This is a genomic window from Scytonema sp. PCC 10023, assembly GCF_963920835.1.
GTDB lineage: Bacteria > Cyanobacteriota > Cyanobacteriia > Cyanobacteriales > Nostocaceae > Kalymmatonema.
In genome coordinates, this window is sequence record NZ_CAWUDP010000020.1 from 23,330 (window position 1) to 42,024 (window position 18,695).

General features: G+C 44.7%; 12 protein-coding genes. 6 read left to right on the forward strand and 6 right to left on the reverse strand.

All coding sequences use genetic code 11. The features are described 5' to 3' along the window. Positions 1-6 precede the first annotated feature (6 nt). On the forward strand, positions 7-1,524 hold the full coding sequence (crtD, locus tag ACM0OZ_RS14210; RefSeq protein WP_414583467.1) for a C-3',4' desaturase CrtD: 1,518 nt from the start codon (positions 7-9) through the stop codon (positions 1,522-1,524). A 231-nt stretch (positions 1,525-1,755) separates the two neighbouring features. Here crtD and ACM0OZ_RS14215 read toward each other — a convergent pair whose 3' ends face one another. After that, on the reverse strand, positions 1,756-2,622 hold the full coding sequence (locus tag ACM0OZ_RS14215; protein ID WP_414583468.1) for a tetratricopeptide repeat protein: 867 nt from the start codon (positions 2,620-2,622) through the stop codon (positions 1,756-1,758). A 484-nt stretch (positions 2,623-3,106) separates the two neighbouring features. After that, a complete protein-coding gene (locus tag ACM0OZ_RS14220) occupies positions 3,107-6,487 on the reverse strand; it encodes a filamentous hemagglutinin N-terminal domain-containing protein (protein WP_414583469.1) in 3,381 nt (1,126 codons plus the stop codon). 135 nt (positions 6,488-6,622) lie between these two features. Between ACM0OZ_RS14220 and ACM0OZ_RS14225 the strand changes: the two genes are divergently transcribed. Continuing rightward, entirely contained in the window at positions 6,623-7,456 is an 834-nt protein-coding gene (locus tag ACM0OZ_RS14225; protein ID WP_414583470.1) for an SDR family oxidoreductase, read from the forward strand. A 19-nt stretch (positions 7,457-7,475) separates the two neighbouring features. Here the strand turns inward: ACM0OZ_RS14225 and ACM0OZ_RS14230 are convergent, their stop codons facing one another. Further along, the gene (locus tag ACM0OZ_RS14230) at positions 7,476-9,845 is read right to left on the reverse strand and encodes a hypothetical protein (protein ID WP_414583471.1); all 2,370 of its coding nucleotides are present in this window, start codon (positions 9,843-9,845) and stop codon (positions 7,476-7,478) included. A gap of 230 nt (positions 9,846-10,075) precedes the next feature. On the opposite strand from ACM0OZ_RS14230, the gene ACM0OZ_RS14235 reads away from it, so the two are divergent. Together ACM0OZ_RS14235 and ACM0OZ_RS14240 are read left to right on the forward strand one after the other, a co-directional pair. Further along, positions 10,076-10,552: an MEKHLA domain-containing protein gene (locus ACM0OZ_RS14235; RefSeq protein WP_414583472.1), complete on the forward strand. Its 477-nt coding sequence runs from the start codon at positions 10,076-10,078 to the stop codon at positions 10,550-10,552. Positions 10,553-11,265: 713 nt separating this feature from the next. After that, positions 11,266-12,468, forward strand: a complete 1,203-nt coding sequence (locus ACM0OZ_RS14240; RefSeq protein ID WP_414583473.1) for a PQQ-dependent sugar dehydrogenase — start codon at positions 11,266-11,268, stop codon at positions 12,466-12,468. Between the two features lie 151 nt (positions 12,469-12,619). On the opposite strand, the gene ACM0OZ_RS14245 is transcribed toward ACM0OZ_RS14240, so the two are convergent. From ACM0OZ_RS14245 to ACM0OZ_RS14255, 3 genes are all read right to left on the reverse strand, one after another. Then, the gene (locus tag ACM0OZ_RS14245; RefSeq protein ID WP_414583474.1) at positions 12,620-14,779 is read right to left on the reverse strand and encodes a GumC family protein; all 2,160 of its coding nucleotides are present in this window, start codon (positions 14,777-14,779) and stop codon (positions 12,620-12,622) included. Positions 14,780-15,044: 265 nt separating this feature from the next. After that, positions 15,045-16,562, reverse strand: coding sequence for a polysaccharide biosynthesis/export family protein (locus ACM0OZ_RS14250; RefSeq protein WP_414583475.1), 1,518 nt, complete (start codon positions 16,560-16,562; stop codon positions 15,045-15,047). A gap of 175 nt (positions 16,563-16,737) precedes the next feature. Next, positions 16,738-17,442, reverse strand: coding sequence for a cyanoexosortase B system-associated protein (locus tag ACM0OZ_RS14255; protein WP_414583476.1), 705 nt, complete (start codon positions 17,440-17,442; stop codon positions 16,738-16,740). Between the two features lie 148 nt (positions 17,443-17,590). Here ACM0OZ_RS14255 and ACM0OZ_RS14260 point away from each other — a divergent pair, with 148 nt between their 5' ends. Together ACM0OZ_RS14260 and ACM0OZ_RS14265 are read left to right on the forward strand one after the other, a co-directional pair. Then, entirely contained in the window at positions 17,591-17,914 is a 324-nt protein-coding gene (locus tag ACM0OZ_RS14260; protein ID WP_414583477.1) for a GNAT family N-acetyltransferase, read from the forward strand. Between the two features lie 184 nt (positions 17,915-18,098). Continuing rightward, positions 18,099-18,671 carry a dihydrofolate reductase family protein gene (locus ACM0OZ_RS14265; protein WP_414583478.1) on the forward strand — a complete coding sequence of 191 codons (573 nt, stop codon included), beginning with the start codon at positions 18,099-18,101 and terminating at the stop codon, positions 18,669-18,671. Positions 18,672-18,695 lie beyond the last annotated feature (24 nt).

Consider the following 18,695-nt stretch of genomic DNA (forward strand, 5'->3'; position numbering starts at 1 on the left):
ACATCAATGCCAGGTTATCGTATTGGCAAAAGCAAATCCCGCGTCATAGTTATCGGTGCCGGAATAGGCGGACTCACTGCTGGGGCATTATTAGCACATAGAGGTTACAGTGTCTTAGTTCTGGATCAAGCCCTCGTACCAGGAGGGTGCGCTTCTACGTTTAAACGTAAAGGGTTTACCTTTGATGTAGGAGCCACCCAGGTAGCAGGGTTGGAACCAGGGGGAATTCACCACCGGATTTTCACGGAATTGGAAATTGACTTACCGCAAGCAACGCCTTGTGATCCCGCTTGTGCAGTGTATTTGCCTGGTGAAGACACACCCATTAACGTTTGGCGAGATCCAGACAAATGGAAAGAGGAACGACAAAATCAGTTTCCTGCTAGCGAACCATTTTGGCAGTTGATGGCAGCTTTGTTTAAAGCCAGTTGGGAATTTCAAGGACGCGACCCAGTGCTACCGCCACGTAACCCGTGGGATTTATTACAGCTTACCAAAGCAGTGCGTCCTAGTACATTCAAAACTGTACCCTACACATTGTTTACAGTTGGGGATGCATTGCGCGCCTACAAGTTGGCAAACGACCACCGCTTAAAAACATTTTTGGATTTGCAACTCAAGCTCTACTCTCAGGTAGATGCAGAGGAAACAGCTTTGCTTTATGCGGCAACAGCGTTGAGTGTGTCGCAACTGCCGCAGGGGTTGTATCATCTTCAAGGTAGTATGCAAGTCCTGAGCGATCGCCTAGTAGAAGCCCTAGAAAAAAATGGTGGCAAGTTGCTTATGCGCCACACGGTGGAACATATCAAAGTCGAAAAGGGCAAAGCGAACACTGTAGTCATTCGCAATCAGAAAACTGACGAAGTCTGGACAGAAGGTGCTGACCACGTAGTTGCCAATGTTACCGCACAGAATTTGGTGCAGTTGTTGGGGAATAAGGTTCCCAATGGTTATCAGCGACGAGTAGAAAAACTACCACCGGCATCAGGTGCTTTTGTTGTGTATTTGGGCGTAGACGAAAGCGCTATTCCTTCTGGATGTCCACCTCATCTTCAATTTATGTATGATGCCAATGGTCCGATTGGCGAGAATAATTCTCTGTTTGTTTCTGTGAGTCATCCAGGAGATGGGCGCGCTCCAGATGGAAAAGCAACAATTATTGCTTCTTCGTTTGTAGATGCACAACAGTGGTGGCTGACTGAGGATTATGAGGGGTTAAAGCAACAGTATACACAAGAAGCTATCTCCAACCTGGCAAAGTTCTTTTACCTGAAACCAGAAACCATTGTTCATGTAGAAGCAGCCACTCCCCGCACTTTTGCAAGGTACACAGCACGCGATCGCGGTATTGTTGGTGGTATTGGTCAAAGGATATCCACTTTCGGTCCTTTTGGTTTTGCCAATCGTACACCCATCAGCAACCTGTGGCTTGTTGGTGACTCCACCCATCCAGGCGAAGGGACTGCTGGTGTCAGTTACTCAGCGCTGACAGCAGTCAAGCAGATTGAAGCTCAAAAATATTAAGAACGCAGAACCCAGAACACAGAATGCAGAATAACAAGGAAAAAGCGGGGGTAAAGAACTGTAAGCTTAGCTTAGCTTGTTGGGTTTTCATACGGTAAACCCAACAGACTTCCTTTGTCTGAATCTAGTGCTTCATGTCATTAATAGTGAGGGTTTGTAGAGACGTTGCATGCAACGTCTCTACGGAATTTCTGCAATTTAACAACGTGTCAAAACTAATGACACAGACCACTAGGCGTTCCACTCAGCCATCCTGGACAGCAAATCTTCAAGTTGCCTATTATCCTGGATAACGTCCAAATCGGGGTCAGTCTTGACAAATATGTGAAAATTCGGGTTAATTTTCAGCGCTGTCTCAAGGCTTTCAATCGCTAGCGATTCTTTTCCTAATCGGGCTGCACAACAAGCGCTATTATACCAAGCATACTCATCGTCTGAGTTCAGTTCAATTGCTCTTTGATAGCTTGCAAGCGCCTCATCATAGCGCTCTAAATATCTCAAAGTATCTCCTATTTTGTAGTAAGTCCAAAATTCATCTGAACGGATATATTGGGCTTCGTTATAACTTTTGAGCGCTTCTTCATAGCGACCCAAATGTCTCAAGGCATCTCCCCGACGAAACCACGCCCAATAATCGTTACGACGAATTGATAAAGCCTCATCGTAATCGGAAATTGCTTCTTCATAGCGTTCCAAATGTCTCAAAGCATCTCCGCGACGAAACCAAGCCCAATAATCATCGCGGCGAATTGCCAAGGCTTTGTCAAAATTGGCGATCGCTTCCTCAAATTGCTCTAGTTCTTCTAGGAAAATATTGCCGCGATTATACCACGCCCAGTAATCATTAGGGCGAAGTGCCAATGCTCGGTCAAAGCTTGCGATCGCTTGCTCATATTGACCCAATTCCCGCAGGACGCTACCTCGGTCATACCACAGCCAGTATTCATCAGGGCGAATTTCTATAGCTTTGTTGTAATAGGCGATCGCTTCTTCGTAACGTCCTTGCTTTTCAAGCCGTTTCCCCTGTCGATACAAGTCTCTATAGTCTTGTGTGACGAGCGATGGAGTATCTGCCTCAGTTGGTGCTGCTGGACTCATTCTTGATTCCCCAAAAAGTTACTATCGTTACAGACAAGCGCACTATTTATATTATGGGAAAGTCCTAGAGTAATTTAAATATTCGGGTAAGAAGGCAAACAGATTGGCTAGTATTTCTGAGAGTGCAATGTTTCCCCACATGCTGTGATTGTATTTACACGCTTTTCACCGTGTTTTCACAGTGCATTAGTCTTTAAGTTCAGTTTCTTGGTTGAGCCTTAGTTTCTGTTAAGACAACCACCTAAATAATACGATGCAAAAGCTAGATAAGGTTTTTACGTACTCCCGCCCAACGTTAAGTTGGTGTGCAAAAACAAAGATTTTAATTTTCTGGAATGGGCAAGCCCCTAGTTGTAGAGATTATTAGAGCATTTTATTTATAACTAAACTCTATAACTAACCGAAGGGGATATAACCCCACTGTTGTAATCAAAAGCCCGGTCGTCGTGACTGGGCTTTTGACATAGGTGAATGTTCTGCTGTTTCAGGGTTTTGGGCAGCTAGCAGCAGGAGTCGCCATAGCATGAGCTTTGGATGCATCGGAGATCAAGGTTACTTGACCCTTGCCGTTGAATACCCAACCGGTAGCAGGGACAAATTTTATAGCCTCAGGTTTAGACTGTGGTAACTCCGCAGGTTCCTGTTTCGCTTGCTGTTGTGTTGTGATAGCTGATAGACGAGTATCTAACCATACGACATCAGTGCTGAGGGGTTCGTTAGGACTGGGGGGTAAACCGCCACGTCCCGTGACAATAAACTTACTACCTTCTGCTTCAGCAATAGCTGTACAGCTTGTGTTTATTACGCTTGACATATCTGTTAACACCGTGGGTAGTTCCACAAATCCTTTGCTTGGGTCAATATCTGGTGTATTGATAATTACTTGACCTTCTAAAGTTGGGCTGGTTTGGGAAAATGCCGTGATATCGTTTGTTTGTGAATTTTCAGGCTTCAATTGGTTTGGATCGGTGGTTCCCAACAGGCGGCTCAAGTCTTCTCGACTACGCTGTTGGATACCAAAATTACTTAAAGATGTGATTTTGATTTTGCCACCACCGCCAGTAGATGCATTAGCGGTAATGTCGCTGTTTTCATTCGGGACAGTAACAATAAAGCCATTGGGAATATTGATGTTTATGTTGCCACCATTACCACTACCAGTTGCAGTGGTGGAGATAGAACTTCCAGTATTCTGACGACGCAACAAAAGTAAGTTTCCTATCTGTAGCTCAATATCTCCACCCCTACCTGTATTGCTTGCATCGCTACGAATACTCGCATCTTGCATCTGCAATTTCTTTGCACTAATGTAGATTTTTCCACCGTCAGCCACGCCACTAGTGTTTGTATTTATACTTGCAGACTTGATATCAAAAGAGTCTGTGACTTTAAAGTTGATTTCTCCAGCTTTACCTGTGCTCTGTGTCACGCTATCAATCTTGGCACTTTCAATCTGCACATTCTTGGCAGTGATGCTGATAGTTCCAGCATCACCTGTACCTTCACTCTTAGCAGTTATACCTGATTTAGTCACCCGAAAAGAGTCTCTGGCATTAATAAATATGTTGCCTGATTTACCCGAAGCAGACGCACTGCTATTGATACCTCCATCAATCTGCACATTGTTGGCATCAATCCTGATAGTTCCAGCATCACCTGTACCAGAACTGTTAGCATTTATAGCTCCTTTGGTAACCCCAAAAGAGTCTGTGGCATTAATAAATATGTTGCCTGATTTACCCGAAGCAGACGCAATGCTACCGATCCCTCCATCTGAAATCTGCATATTTTTGGCACTTATGGTGATAGTTCCAGCATCACCTGTACCAGAACTGTTAGCAGTTATACCTGCGCGGTTCACGTTAAAAGAGTCTTCTGCCTTAATAAAGATGTTTCCTGATTTACCATTGTCAGTATCAGTCTTAATATTCCCATCTTCAATCTGCAAATTATTAGCGGTAATCTGGATAGTTCCAGCATTACCTGTGCCGGAACTTTTTACATTGATATCTGGATTATTGAGTACAAAAGAGCCTCTGACATTAATGTTAATTTCTCCGCCATTAGCCGTGCTATCTTTCCCCGTAGTGCTAGTAACAGCGGCAGATTGCAGTTGAAAAGAATTTGCATCGATCTTGATTTTTCCACCATTACTTCCCAATGAAGATTCATTTCCAATACCAGAATTGCGCATTAGCAAATCGCCAGCTTTGATCTTGATTTCGCCGACACTGCCTATACTAGTAGAAGTCGCATTAATACCAGATTCCTGTTCAAGCTGCAGGGAAGAATTACCTTCAATGTTTATCACTCCGCCATTACCAGTACCAGAGGTTTTGCTCTGTAACGCACTGTTATTCCTAACAACAAAAGAATTAGCTTTAATGTTTATCTGTCCACCATTACCTGTGCTATTTTCCCCCGTAGTGCTGTTTAGCCCACTTTTATCGCTGAGAACAAAAGAATTAGCTTCAACGTTTATGACTCCGCCATTACCTATATTAGAGGTAGTGCTGCCTAGCCCACTTTGATTGCTAACAACAAAAGAATTAGCTTTAATGTTTATAACTCCGCCATTACCTGCACCAAAGGTTTCGCTGCCTAGCCCACTTTGATTGCTGACAACAAAAGAATTAGCTTCAACGTTTATCACTCCGGTATTACCTGCACCAAAGGTTTTGCTGCCTAGGCCACTTTGATTGCTGGTCTCAAAAGAATTCTTAGCTATGACGGTAACGTCTCCTGCGCTTCCCGATGCTGTTGCCTGAGTTCCTCCGCCACCATTATTCTTAAACGTAATGTTGTTGGCTTCCAGCTTTATTTGTCCGCCATTGCCAAAACTGAAGCTGTTAGCGCCGATGTTAGATCTATCGACAACGATGGCATCGCCAACAATGCTGATTTGTTGGCCATTTTTGTCGCCCAGCGTATCAGATCGTACTATTGATTCCGAAGTGAAATTAATATTTCTACCAGTAACTGCAATTGCACCACCGCGATCGCCTGTAGCACTCAGAAACGATTTTTCTCTTAACTCGATGTCTGCAAAACTGGTTGTGCCTTCATAACCCAGCTTCCAACCTTGTTCTATCGGGACAAGACTTACTGTCCCATTGCTACCAACACTGCCGATTTCAATACGTCCTGCTGGTGACTTGAGAACGCCACCCGAAATTGACACATTCCCTCCCACCAGTGCTAAGGTTTTTCCCACCTCTAATCCTGGAACGTTACTGTTAAGACGGGGAGCGGCTTCTTTGTTTTTAGAGCCATTACTATACTCGATGATATCTTTTTCATATGAAAATTCGTGCCCTGGTCCGTTCACCTGAATTTCTTTAGGATTTGAACCAAATTGCAACCCCAATGGAACGCTGATCGTTAATAGAGGAGTGGTACCAGGATTGGTTGCGCTAAATTCCGTACCATCAGCAAACTTCAGACTGCTCGCAGTACTACCAATAAACGAACCTCCAATATTTAACCGTGCATTCGGTCCAAAAACAATGCCATTGGGATTTATTAGGAATAGGTTAGCAGTGCCGTTAGCTCGGATGAAACCATCAATATTAGATCCTAACCCACCTGTGACACGGCTAATAATGTTGGCAATATCAACCCCATTGTTAAAGAAAGCTTCGCTACCAGTGGGAACAGAGAACTGTTGAAAGCTGTGGAACAAATTGCCACCCGCTTGAGTTCCGCCAGTGATATTTATGGTATTACCAGAGCCTGTGATGATAGAATTATTAGGTAGAGTAGTATCCGGCGTAATTTGAGCACAAGCGCAATGTGCACTCCAAATATACACACCACCCATCGCAATTCCTGAGAGCCAACCCCAACCACGACCTAACTTGGACACTGCACCCTCCAGATTTTTACGGTATCTGCACTAATACTCAGTAAATCATAATTGCTACTGACATCGCTATTTACGCATGGTGCTGTAAGCAATAACTTTTGTGTACACTAGCAGTAAACCATTTAATGCACAGTTATGACTTCCCAAGGAACGTCAGTTGAGGATTTAGTACTCGTTGCTGGTGCTACAGGTGGAGTGGGGCAACTTGTGGTCAGCAATCTGTTAGAGAAGGGCTATAAAGTTCGTGTCCTCACACGCAATGCCGCAAAAGCCCAAAAGATGTTTAATGACAGAGTAGAAGTTGCCATTGGTGACATACGCGACGCGAATACACTACCAGCAGCGATGCAGGATGTCACCCACATCATATGCTGCACTGGAACTACCGCCTTTCCTTCTGCTAGGTGGGAGTTTGACCAAACTCCTAACTTAATTGAATGGGTTCAGGTGTTTCTTGACCCCAAATATGGTGAAGCAAAGGCAAAGAATACTCCTGCAAAAGTTGATGCACAAGGTGTCAGCAATATAGTAGCAGCAGCACCTCGCAACTTGAAGCGGTTTGTTTTTGTGTCTTCCAGCGGAGTTCTTCGCAAGGATAAGCTTCCTTTTAGTATCCTTAATGCATTTGGCGTACTTGATGCCAAACTCAAAGGTGAGGAAGCTGTCATGAGTTCCGGATTACCCTACACCATCATCCGTCCTGGACGTCTCATTGATGGTCCCTATACCTCATACGACCTCAATACCTTGTTAAAGGCAAAAACAGGAGGGAAGTTTGGTGTTGTGTTGGGTAAAAACGATACACTCTCCGGTCAGACTAGCCGGATTGATGTGGCAGCCGCCTGTGTAGAATGCATTTCTAGCCCTTTTTGTCAAGGGTTAGTTTTTGATTTAGTAAACCAGGGACCAAGACCGTCTGTGATTGACTGGGAAGCGCTTTTCTCCCAGCAAGGCAACCCTTCTGAATAAGAGCGTAAAGCGCTAATTGTCACTGCAAAAAGTGCATCAACTCTGACTGATTCGCGGCTGTTGCTTGCTCGACAGAGTGAAGCACCTCGCGTTGGAGTTGAGTGCGATTAGCAATGCCTGTGTCCCTTGAGTGATGGCGCAGCGGTTGAAATTCCTGCCAAATTTGCTCCCGCACGCCTTGTAAAAAGATTCGCCATTCACTCTCTACATCTTGAGTACGAAGTATGCAATCTATAAATTCTTCTACAATTGCGTAAATCGCTAGGCTAGGTTCGCTCAGCAACTCTTTCAAGGCTTTTTCGCACTTACCAATAGTTTCTGCATAAGCTATCTTAAGATTAAGTACTACTTGTTCAGCAGAAGGCGAGCCGGAAAGCTTTAGGGTTGCAGGCTCATTTGGAGTGAGTCCATCCAAATGTTTGCGAATACGGTACTGTAATAATCCCCGGTAAGAAAGCTTAAACTCAGCGAGCGTTTGGAACCCATACTTCAGTTGACTCGGTATCCCTGGTACGAGTTCATCGGGTATCTGGGCAGCAATGTCTGCAATAAATTGAGTTCCTTTAGCTTGCGTCAGTTTTCCCAAATGTCCCTTTTCCATCAGTACGTAAGCCACTTGCGATTTGACTTTGTCAAGCGATCGCTCCAAACCCGTATCTATTAACAACAGATGTTTCGATAAATGGGCGCGGATTTGATTGAGGTACTTTTCGTATACAATGGCGTAGCTCTTTTCAACACAAAAGCGCTGTTCTATTTCTTGAATTGACGGAATTCCTGTATCACTTCGACAAGCCTGCAAAGCTACTTCTACTTGCTTTTTAAAGTCCATATCAACTGCTTCTCGCTTTTTCCTCAGATCCTTAAGCAGTTTCTCCAAACTATTTGTCAAAGTCCACCAAAGCTCCTTGAATTTTACCTCGAACAATGCAAACCTATGAATATCATCATGGGTTGCTAAATCTATAGCCTTGCTGACTTTCTCTAACTCAGCTTTCACTTGGTTTTGGAGTAAAATTAATCGCTGTTGGCACAAGGAAGCGTATTTGTAATCTAAATCAGTGATGTTTGCCTTCAAGTAATCAAGAACTCGCTCAAGAACTTTGTCAGCTTCTTGAGTATTAGCGCAGTTAGCTGTTACGCATTCAACAACATCGATATTTTTGTTGGCAATGTCGCTCGCCAAATCTTGGCAACTTTTTGAGTTGTCGCGAAAGCGTGAATCAACTTCCGTACGGTTGAGTATCATGAAGGACCACAAGTTGATTGGCAGATCAGCTTGTAGTGCACGTACCGTGTCATACAGGCGTACATCTACATGTGTCCAAGAGTCGCCAGTTGACTTTGGCATCCGCACAAACAAGATCACATCAACTTGTTCCCCTAAAATTTTCATCAGATGCTGTTGCTCGCAAATGCCTGTATCACCCAAACCAGGCATATCGACAAAGGCTATTTGTCCAACATCAGCGTTAGGATATTTACAAACAATCTTCACTTCCCGTACTGCCAGATAGTGAAACTGCGGTGCTAATGATGGGTTTACCGAGCCAGGCGACGGCGTAAGCGCTACGCGCACACTTGGTGTTAGCGTAAGCTCTTCGCTCCGCGACGAGCCAGGCGCAGCGTCTTTGTACGAGAACCCCGAAGGGTTAAAAAATATACGCTGAACGTAGGGACTTTCCTGAGCCACATACTTCCGAATCTGATCTTTAGAAATGCGGCGAGGTGAGGGTTGCTGAAATAAGTGGCGATACTTATCCCAATGTATGTGATACTGTGCTAGTTGTTCATACATCCCTCCCTGCTCAGGATATTTAGGATCGTCACTGGGCAACAAAGGCAGAGGTTTTGCGGCAAACTCATCAATTGTCTTCGGCTTTTCGCTTAAGCGAAGTTTTTCATAACAAGGACTAATAACTTCATTTAGGAATGACTGCTCTGAGTGAAACCAAACCTCAGCGTAAGTTTCTTCATTATGATTGTTATAAATAATACTACGAGCCGCCGTGCAATAATGCCTTTCTCCATCTGGAATTTCAGCACCCGTCAGTCCTGTTAAACTTTGTAGCAGCCGACTCTTACCTTGCTTTGCTCTTCCAACGACTCCAATATTGAGTGTCTTGCGGCAAAAGCGCTCTTTGAGTTTCACTAGCGCTTCCAATTCAGTATTAATACTAGATTGTAATGTTGCCAAATTAATTTCTCCCAAAAGCCCAGCCACATTTGGGTCATCAACTTGTCTAAGCAACTGATAACGATATTTTTGAAGATGACGAATTGCTGAGTCAAGAGATTTGAGTTCCGCCTCTATACCTGCTATTTTTTCAGCCAAAGGTAGGCGCTTTTCAATAATGCTGGTAATGCTCGCAGTCTTATTTGTGTTCATTTAACAGCGTATTTTTCCGTTATTAAGTATATACCTAAAATTAGACTAAACCGATACATATAGCAGATACGAAAATCTACTTATACTTTTACTAAAGAAAGATTGATATTTGATATCATTTGGCAGCGCTAGTCATATTTTTCCCAACCAAACCAGCAAAATGAACAATCTTGTATAAAGAAACGGTAAAATAGCACAGGTTCTGATGCCGATAAGAAACGCTGACACCTATGGACAGTGACATACAACTTCCTTGGCAGCAAGAGAGAGTGATTCGCCACAGCCAACGCCTGATGCAAAGTTTTTACTATTGGACGGGACGTTCTCTGTTATATGCTAACGGTTCACCACAGGAAATAGCGCAGGCACTGTTTGATGCACCGTTTGTTTTAGTTTCTCATGGCACGCAATCAGATCCAATCTTTAATTATGGCAATCGTAGGGCGTTGCAACTATGGGAGCTTTCTTGGGAGAAATTTACCCAAATGCCTTCTCGTCAGACAGCTCAAGAGGTCGTGCAGGAAGAGCGTAATAGATTATTATCTGATACGGCAACCAAAGGTTTTAGCAATTTTTCTGGAGTCCGTATCACGAGTACTGGTAAGCGCTTTGAAATTCAAGACGGTATCCTTTGGAATGTTATAGGTGAGGAAAATCAGATGTTTGGTCAAGCAGCTGTCTACTCAAAATGCAAATTTATAACTTGACCTAGAAAAAATTTAGATGATAGCGGTTTTCATCCTACAGAGGCGTTTTGACAAGCTGAAGGCAGCAATTGCTACCCCATTAGAAAGATGCGGTTATCACCTTTATAGTTCTAGACTATTTCACGAAAATTCATTCCAAGTCAACACCCCTGCTTAAAGGCTATTGGCTCTCTAGCCTCAAACCTTTAGGATTAGTTGACCAGACTCAGTACCTTCGGGTACTACGTTATTGGTAAGTGTTTAAGTTCCTACCTTGGAATGCGTAGCTAGTTCCAAGCTCTAGAACCAAAAGATTAAACAAGTTTAGAGGGTTAAGCTAGTGTCTTTTGGAAGTGCCGACCAATAACATTGTCAAAGCTAACTTAACCGCGAAAGCGAGGCTCATTGGAGCAAAAGCATTATGCGTACAGGTGAGTCCAGTCCTGAAGGAGGGTTTCCCTCCGCAGGGAACTGGCTCTCCCGTTGGGGTGAAAGATATCAGTTCATAATTGCCTGAACGAAAGTAGATTGCAATACTACACGGTATTGAGTAACCCCAAGGCGGTAATGGAAAAAGCTAATAAATTAGCCGTGTCGTGTTTCCTCCTTGGTTTAAACACACAAGGTTTCCACACTCCCGGAGATTTTTAGATGAAGGATAAAAATTTTTATACTTCATACTTTTGCCTTTAGTAGCTCAGTCTTCTCCTATCAACATTTAAGGTAAAGATGCCGTGAAAGCAAGAAGCTTACTCATCAGTTGTGCTTTACTGTTGAGCATAACCCTTCCTGGCAATGCACAACAAGCGCAGGAACCAAGGGTAGAGCAAGTTGAGGGCTATTTGGTAACGCCTCAACAACTGCAATTTGACGAATCATTGCTGCAACAACTCCAGGTACCTGCGGGATTCCGCATCAATGTATTTGCCAAAGACTTGGGTAATGCCCGGATGTTAGCAGTAGCTCCCGATGGTACGATCTATCTTACCCGCCGCGAACAAGGTGATGTGTTGGCTCTGCTTGATTCTAATCAAGATGGGCGTGCTGACGAAATACGAACGGTTGCGTCAGGTTACAAATACATCAATGGCATCACGGTTGATCAGAATCGTCTTTACTTTGTCACAGACAGACAACTTTATGCTGCAGATTTGCAGTCGCCGGGGGTCATCGGCGAACCGCAGGTGTTGATTAATGACTTGCCAGATGCAGGACAACACCCAAACCGCACCCTTGCTTTTGGTCCTGATGGGTTGCTTTACATTACAGTGGGTAGCACTTGTAACGCCTGTAGAGAGACGAACCCAGAAAGCGCGACTCTGCTACGGGCGCAACCTGATGGTAGTAATCGCACGATTTATGCCACAGGCTTACGTAATACCATCGGCTTTGGTTGGCATCCGGAAACTGGAGAACTGTGGGGTATGGATCATGGTTCTGACTGGCGTGGTAATGAGCAACCGCCAGAAGAATTGAATCTCATCGCTGAGGGCGGAAACTACGGCTGGCCCTTTTGTTATGCCGATCGCCGTCCGGATGTGTACTTACCAGCAAATCCCACAGGTACGACAAAGGAGGAATACTGTGCTAATACACAACCGCCAGCACTCACTTACACGGCACATAGTGCGCCGTTGGGAATGATATTTTATACAGCATCCCAGTTCCCTGAAGAATATCGTAACGATGCTTTTGTGACTATGCGCGGTTCATGGAATCGCAACCCTCCCTCAGGTTACAAAGTTGTGCGGGTGCGATACGAAAATGGCAAACCAGTAAAATTTGAGGACTTCATCACAGGATTTTTGAACGAAGAACAATTGACACAGTTTGGCAGACCAGTGGGTATTGCGATCGCACCGGATGGTTCGCTGTTGTTCACAGATGATACCAACGGTGTGATTTACCGGGTGTCGTATGTAGGAACTAGCAACTAGCAAACATGTGTCATTTTTTCTTTTTTCTAGGTAAATAAACCATATCTTTTACCTCTCTCCAAACCTCTCTCCTAAGAGGAGAGAGGCTTTTACCTTAGCCACTTCCCTTGTAGCCAAGGGGATTGAGGGGGGATAACACACACCCTATTAACTATCTTCTGATTCCATTTGCAACGGCTTGCGATTGTTCTTCTGGTGGATAGTTTGACCTAAGAACTGATCCAGGCAGAGCAAGGCTGACATCAGCACCGTTGATCACAACTCCTAACAACCCAAGGTCAGATTCGATCAATTGGTCGATCGCCTCAGTCAGCATATTTTCCTGTGTGTGATTTGGTCTTGCCACCAAGACAATGCCATCGCTATAAGGTTGAATTAACAAAGCGTCGTTCGATAATCCTAAAGGAGTTGTGTCTAAAATCACCAAGTCAAAACGCTCGCGCACATCCTCCATCAGCCTTCGCATTTCACTAGATTCAAGAATTGCGGCTGATTGACGCACAGGACCAGCGCTGGGCAGGATGTATAAATTTTCGATATCTGGCACTAAGCGAATACATTCGCTCAAGCTGCCGTAATAACGCAAAGGTTCAACTGTGGCATCGGGGTCAGAAGTCACGCCCAAAGAAGAAGAGCGAGAGGGCGATCGCAAATCGGTTTCCACAATCAAGGTTCGTTTTCCAGCACGAGCAGATGCTATTGCTAAGTTATAAGCACTTACGGTCTTCCCTTCATAACTGCTGGTACTGGTAATCAAGACGACCTTCAAGTTTCTCCCACCAATGCGGCGCACATTACTGCGAAACCTTTCATAAAATTCCAGATAATAAGACTCTGGAGAAAGAACCACTGGCACTTCACCAAGATGCAACCCATCCACTGGCATCATAGGCAATTCCCCCAGCAGAGGAACTTCTCGTTGTTTGAGGGTGTCGCGGATATCTTCCTTGGTTTTGAAGGTTCCTTCCAATGAGCCAAGTAAAAATATCACTCCGCCACCTACCAACAATCCTAGTAAGCTGCCTACGCCCAAGGTCACAGGCACACCCAGACCCTGTCTTCTCGCTGCAAGCGCTACCGGTGGTCTTGCTACACCGAGACTGCTGACTGTTTCAGCTTCTGCTGTTTTTGCATCGGTGAGTTTTACCTGCATTTGGTCATAAACGGCTCTTTTAAGTCCAACTTCCTGTTCTAGACGCGATCGCTCTAATTGCTTATTAGGTATCAGAGAATACTCTCGCCGCAACCGTCCTTCTTCTTGCACTAAGTCAGTCTGTTGCTGTTGCAATGTCTCACGTTGGGTTTGCAAAGCCACCAGCTGGTTCGCCAGTTGTTGTCTAGCTGGATCTAGGTTGCTTCGAGAGCGAATTGCCACAGTCGTGGGAAGCGGTGCTGTTTCTTGATCACCGCCTACAACTTCACCACCTCGTTGCCGCAATAAGGTTTCATAAGCGTCTTTCTGACGCCGCAACTGAACCATTGTTGGGTGATCCGGACGCAAGTCTTTTCTAAAAACTTCTATTTGCGATTCAATTTGGTAAATTTGCGCTCGTAAGTTAGCAATAATCGGATCAGCGCTCAAAGCAGAAGAGACATAAGCTTGGTTGACGTTTAAGCCCAATTTTTCTTGTAGACTGCGAATTTGAGCATCAATTCCAGAAACAGTGAATTGAATTTGCCGTTGCTGTACTTGGCTACCATTAATGGCGTTGAGCAAACTTCCATTCTCAGCCGCCAATATTGCTGGTCGCTCTTTGCGATCGTACAGTTCTAGCTTCCGTTCAGCGACTTGCAATTCCTGTTTTGCTTGTGGTATGCGTTCGTTAACTTTGGTAATAATTGCTTTTAATCGCCGTGTATTTATTTCCGCGCTCAACTGTATCATTGCTTGCATCAATTCCTGCAATGTTTGTTCAGCTCGTTGGCTATCGCTATCCTGATATCTCAGTTCTATGAGTGTGGAAAGTAGTTGTCCTGTCTTTGGTTCTCTCTCAGGCATAGTCAGGACAACATTTGCACCTATCTTTGCTGGCTTAACATTGAGTTTCGCTGCCACACCATCAATGATTGGGTCTGATAACAAAATATCCCGGCTCAGTTCCTGCCCTTGCTGATTAATTTCACTACCTGTTGTCGAAAAAGACACTGTTGGACGATTGTAGGTGAGTGCGCCGTTCGCTACATATTTAGATTGTTGTGGTTGCAAAGCCACCACCGTTGAACCCGCTACAACTAAGGCGAAACTAGCTAGTCCAATCCACTTATACTTATCGAAAGCAATGAGGTAGCGTTTAACAATCGGTGGAGTCATAGCAGCAGCAAATAAAAACTAGGTATAAATGAGGCTACAGTTATTATAGGTTTCGGTTTTTACGACTTATAAATTATAAATTAATTCATTATGAATTCTAAGAAAAATTTTATGATTCATAATTGAAAGTTCATAATTTTACCTTGTCTCTCCCTTACCTTCTCTTCTAAAAAACCTACAGACACTGACTTGAGAAAGCACCCTGACTTGGGGAGATGAGAAAATTTTTCTTCTCTCTTGAGTGTACGCACTTCATGACGGCTACTTATCTGTCATATATATCAAAGAATTCCAGGAAGCTGCGAACATCGAAGAAAGGACGGGTAATTGTACTGAGGATATTAGTAATTTTAGCAATCAGGTTTCGACCCACTACGATAATATCGTTATCTTGAAGTGGCACATTTTGAGATACATCCCCTGCCAATACCTTTTTACCATTAATTGTTTGCCTGACGGCTCGACCTCTTTCCGGGTCAAAGCGAACTAGTGCTATTTCACTGAGGTTTGCACTGTCAGTATTGATTCCTGTCAATACGTCTATAAAAGTACTACCGTTAGGCAGCGGCACAGTGACAATCCCCCCTCCAGCATAATTTAACACACGAATTCTAATCTGTGGTGATGCTAAGGTTGAGCGAGACACTAAGGTGCGGTCATAACTAGCATCGTTTGCGAGTTCTCGACGCGGCACAATGACCGCATCGCCATCCTGCAAGCGGAAGTTAGGTATTTCTCCTCCATTTTGTAACGGAGTATACAGGTCAATATTTTGTGAAACCACAGAACCATCAACCCGTTTCCGACGGACTTGTACTTGCCGCAGATCTGCCATCATTGCAGAACCACCAGCTAAGAATAACGCATCACTTACACGAGGTGTTGCAGACCCAATCGGATAAATTCCAGGTCGATTAACTTCCCCACTGATTGTGACTTGAACTGGTCGCTGTCCTACGAGTGATACTGACACAACTGGGTCAACTAATTCGCGACTTAAAGCCACGCGGATTTTTTCTTGCGCTTCATCTAACGTCAAGCCTTGTACGGACAGTGTCCCTACTTGCGGCACGAATATGTTACCTTCTGGGTTAATTTGAGCCGAAAAATTTAACTCTGGACGCTGTCCTACTAGTGACAACGTCACAATAGGATCGACGACAAAACGATTGTACCCTGAGCGAATTTTTTCTTGTGCTTTTTCCAGAGTCAAGCCTTTGAGTGACACTGTTCCTAGCAACGGCACGACAATGTTTCCTTCTGGATTAATTAGGGATTGAAAGCTTAAATCTGGGAAGCGTAAAACTGAGACTGCAATGGCATCTCCTTGTCCTAAGCGATAGGCACCCGGAGGACGCTGAGTCAAAACATTAATGGCATCTCCAGGTCCTAAGACGTAGCGGTTCAATTGGGGTGACGTCCCATCTATGGAACCTGGGGCTACAAAGTCAGTACTACCAGGTGGAGGTGCGGGAGGTTGTCGTGGCGATTGTTCTTGTGGAGTACCAGGTACAAGCGCAGGAGGTTGTTGTGGCGATTGTCCTTGTGGAGTAACAGGTACAGGTGCGAGAGGTTGTTGTGGCGATTGTGCTTTTACACTACGAGGTACAGGCGCGGAAGTCTGTTTTGAGGGTTGTACTTTTACACTACGAGGTACAGGCGCGGGAGTCTGTTTTGAGGGTTGTTTCTGTGTTGGTCTTTGAGCAACAACAGGTTGGGCAATTGTTACCAAAAAAACGCCTACATAAAGACCAACAGAAGAGAGGGCGTTGAATACACGCATACGACAACCAGCAATTATGGACAATAGCACTTTAACTTACTTAATGTAACTTACTTAAGTAGTATAAAGTGCGGAAACAACAGAGCTTTAATTCTACTTTATTGACGATGCTAAAAATTACCCTTTTGATCGCAGAATTTTACTTTCTTTTATACAAACGCCTTAGTGAACGAGTCTATAAAAGACCTGTCATCAAAGCAGCTTGCACTGTTTGACCAATAGACTTAGCTTGATTCCAAGTTGTTTCCACTTGCCCCAATGGCTCCATAGGAATGAGAATACTCACAGCAACCCAAGGAGCGCGTTTTTTGTGCCACTGTGCTACTTGATCAACTACGAACCACCGTAAAGGTGATGAATGACCACCGTTGGACCAGGCATACCATTGTAAGACAGCGAAGGTTTGCTGCCCAGTTGAGGCACGAAAGAACCTAGCTTCTACCTTTGTTTCAGCATTTGACCCCGATCTTTGTGGTTTCACAGTAAAATCAGCAGAGCGATACTGAGCTATCTGCCACTGCCAAAAGCTGTTTATTTCTGTCCACTCCACCACAGGTTGGTCTTTTGATCCTGTTTGCGGTAGCAAAAGCAGAACTGCTTTGGTTTGGTCACTTTGTTTTTGAATGAGCTGGTAAGACCATTTGCGTTCCCCTATCTGTTGTTGGCGCTGTTCTACAGTTTGCCAACCAGGAAGGCTCAACCCTTTTTTAGGTAAATTTTGCAACTCCTTAAGATTAGTGATTCGTGGTAGTTCCTGCCAATTCCAGTGTGCTGTTAGGTAACCAGGAATTGCTCCTAGAACCAACAGTAGTAATAGCAACAAAAGCGCTACTACCTGAGAAAACTGGCGTTCCTTAAGAAACTTGGTAAAGGAAATCATTGGTGAACTCTACAGTACTTAAACTAAATTTTACTTTGAGAATCAACATCGTGAAACTAGCAATATTTATCTAGATTGAGAAAAATCGATACTCAAAGGTGATGCTCCAATACGGTTCGGATAAGCATGGGAGCAGGGAGAGGGGAGCATGGGAGAGAAAGAGGAAAGCCATTATTGGGGCGATGTTGCACCGGATCTTCGTGCCATTGATATCTGGATTGGGGAAGAAACAGATTTGGGCAAAGGCTACGGCACAAGAATGATGCAGCTTGCCCTAGCTCGATGTTTTGCCGACCCGCGTGTGACGACTGTCCTCATCGATCCACTTGCCAGCAATACTCGCGCTCACCGCTTCTATGAACGTCTTGGCTTCCAATTTGTTGAACCACGAAGGTTTGGCGACGATGAGTGTTTTGTTTATTGCCTGAACCGAGCAGATTGGCATCCTGAAAACACTTTAGCATCGGGGTAGCGGCAGCTAGTGAGCGATACCTTCTCCTGTCGGAGACGCTTTGCGAACGGCACACTTCGTGAACGCCGCATAACAACGCCCCACCGACCGCCGAGAGTCGATCGGTTATGATGCAAAGGTGATCTGCGGCGGGTGATGGGCACCGTTAGGCGCTTGAAATCATATTTAGGAGTTGCATACAAAAATGAAAACTCAGTACTTCACAGCGACAAGTCTTGATGGCTTCATTGCTACTGAGAATGACTCACTAGATTGGCTGTTTCCGCTTGGTGACCTGAATGACTCCAGCTATTCAGAGTTCATTTCAAATGTGGGTGCGTTGGCAATGGGATCAGCAACTTACGAGTGGATGGTACGCAACGCGGAAAAGGTTACCACTGAGACTGGCTCCGCGTGGCCATACACTCAGCCAGCCTGGATATTCTCTAGTCGCAAGCTTCCAATAACCGAAGGTGCGAACATCCGATTCGTCAATGGAGATGTACACCACGCCCACACTGAAATGCGAGCTGCTGCCGGCACCAAAAACATCTGGATAGTTGGAGGCGGAGATCTGGCTGGTCAGTTCTACGATGCTGGTTTACTGGATGAGCTTATCATCCAGGTTGGCTCGGCCACCCTCGGCAAGGGTAAGCCGCTATTCCCTCGCAGAGTGCTAAGCCCAGTTCTGCGCCTAGTGTCTGTTCATCAAATGGGTGCTGGCATGGCTGAGTTGCGCTATGAAGTACACAAAGGCGGTTTGAGTGGAGCCGCCTAACAATTGCAATGCAGCGGACTGTTG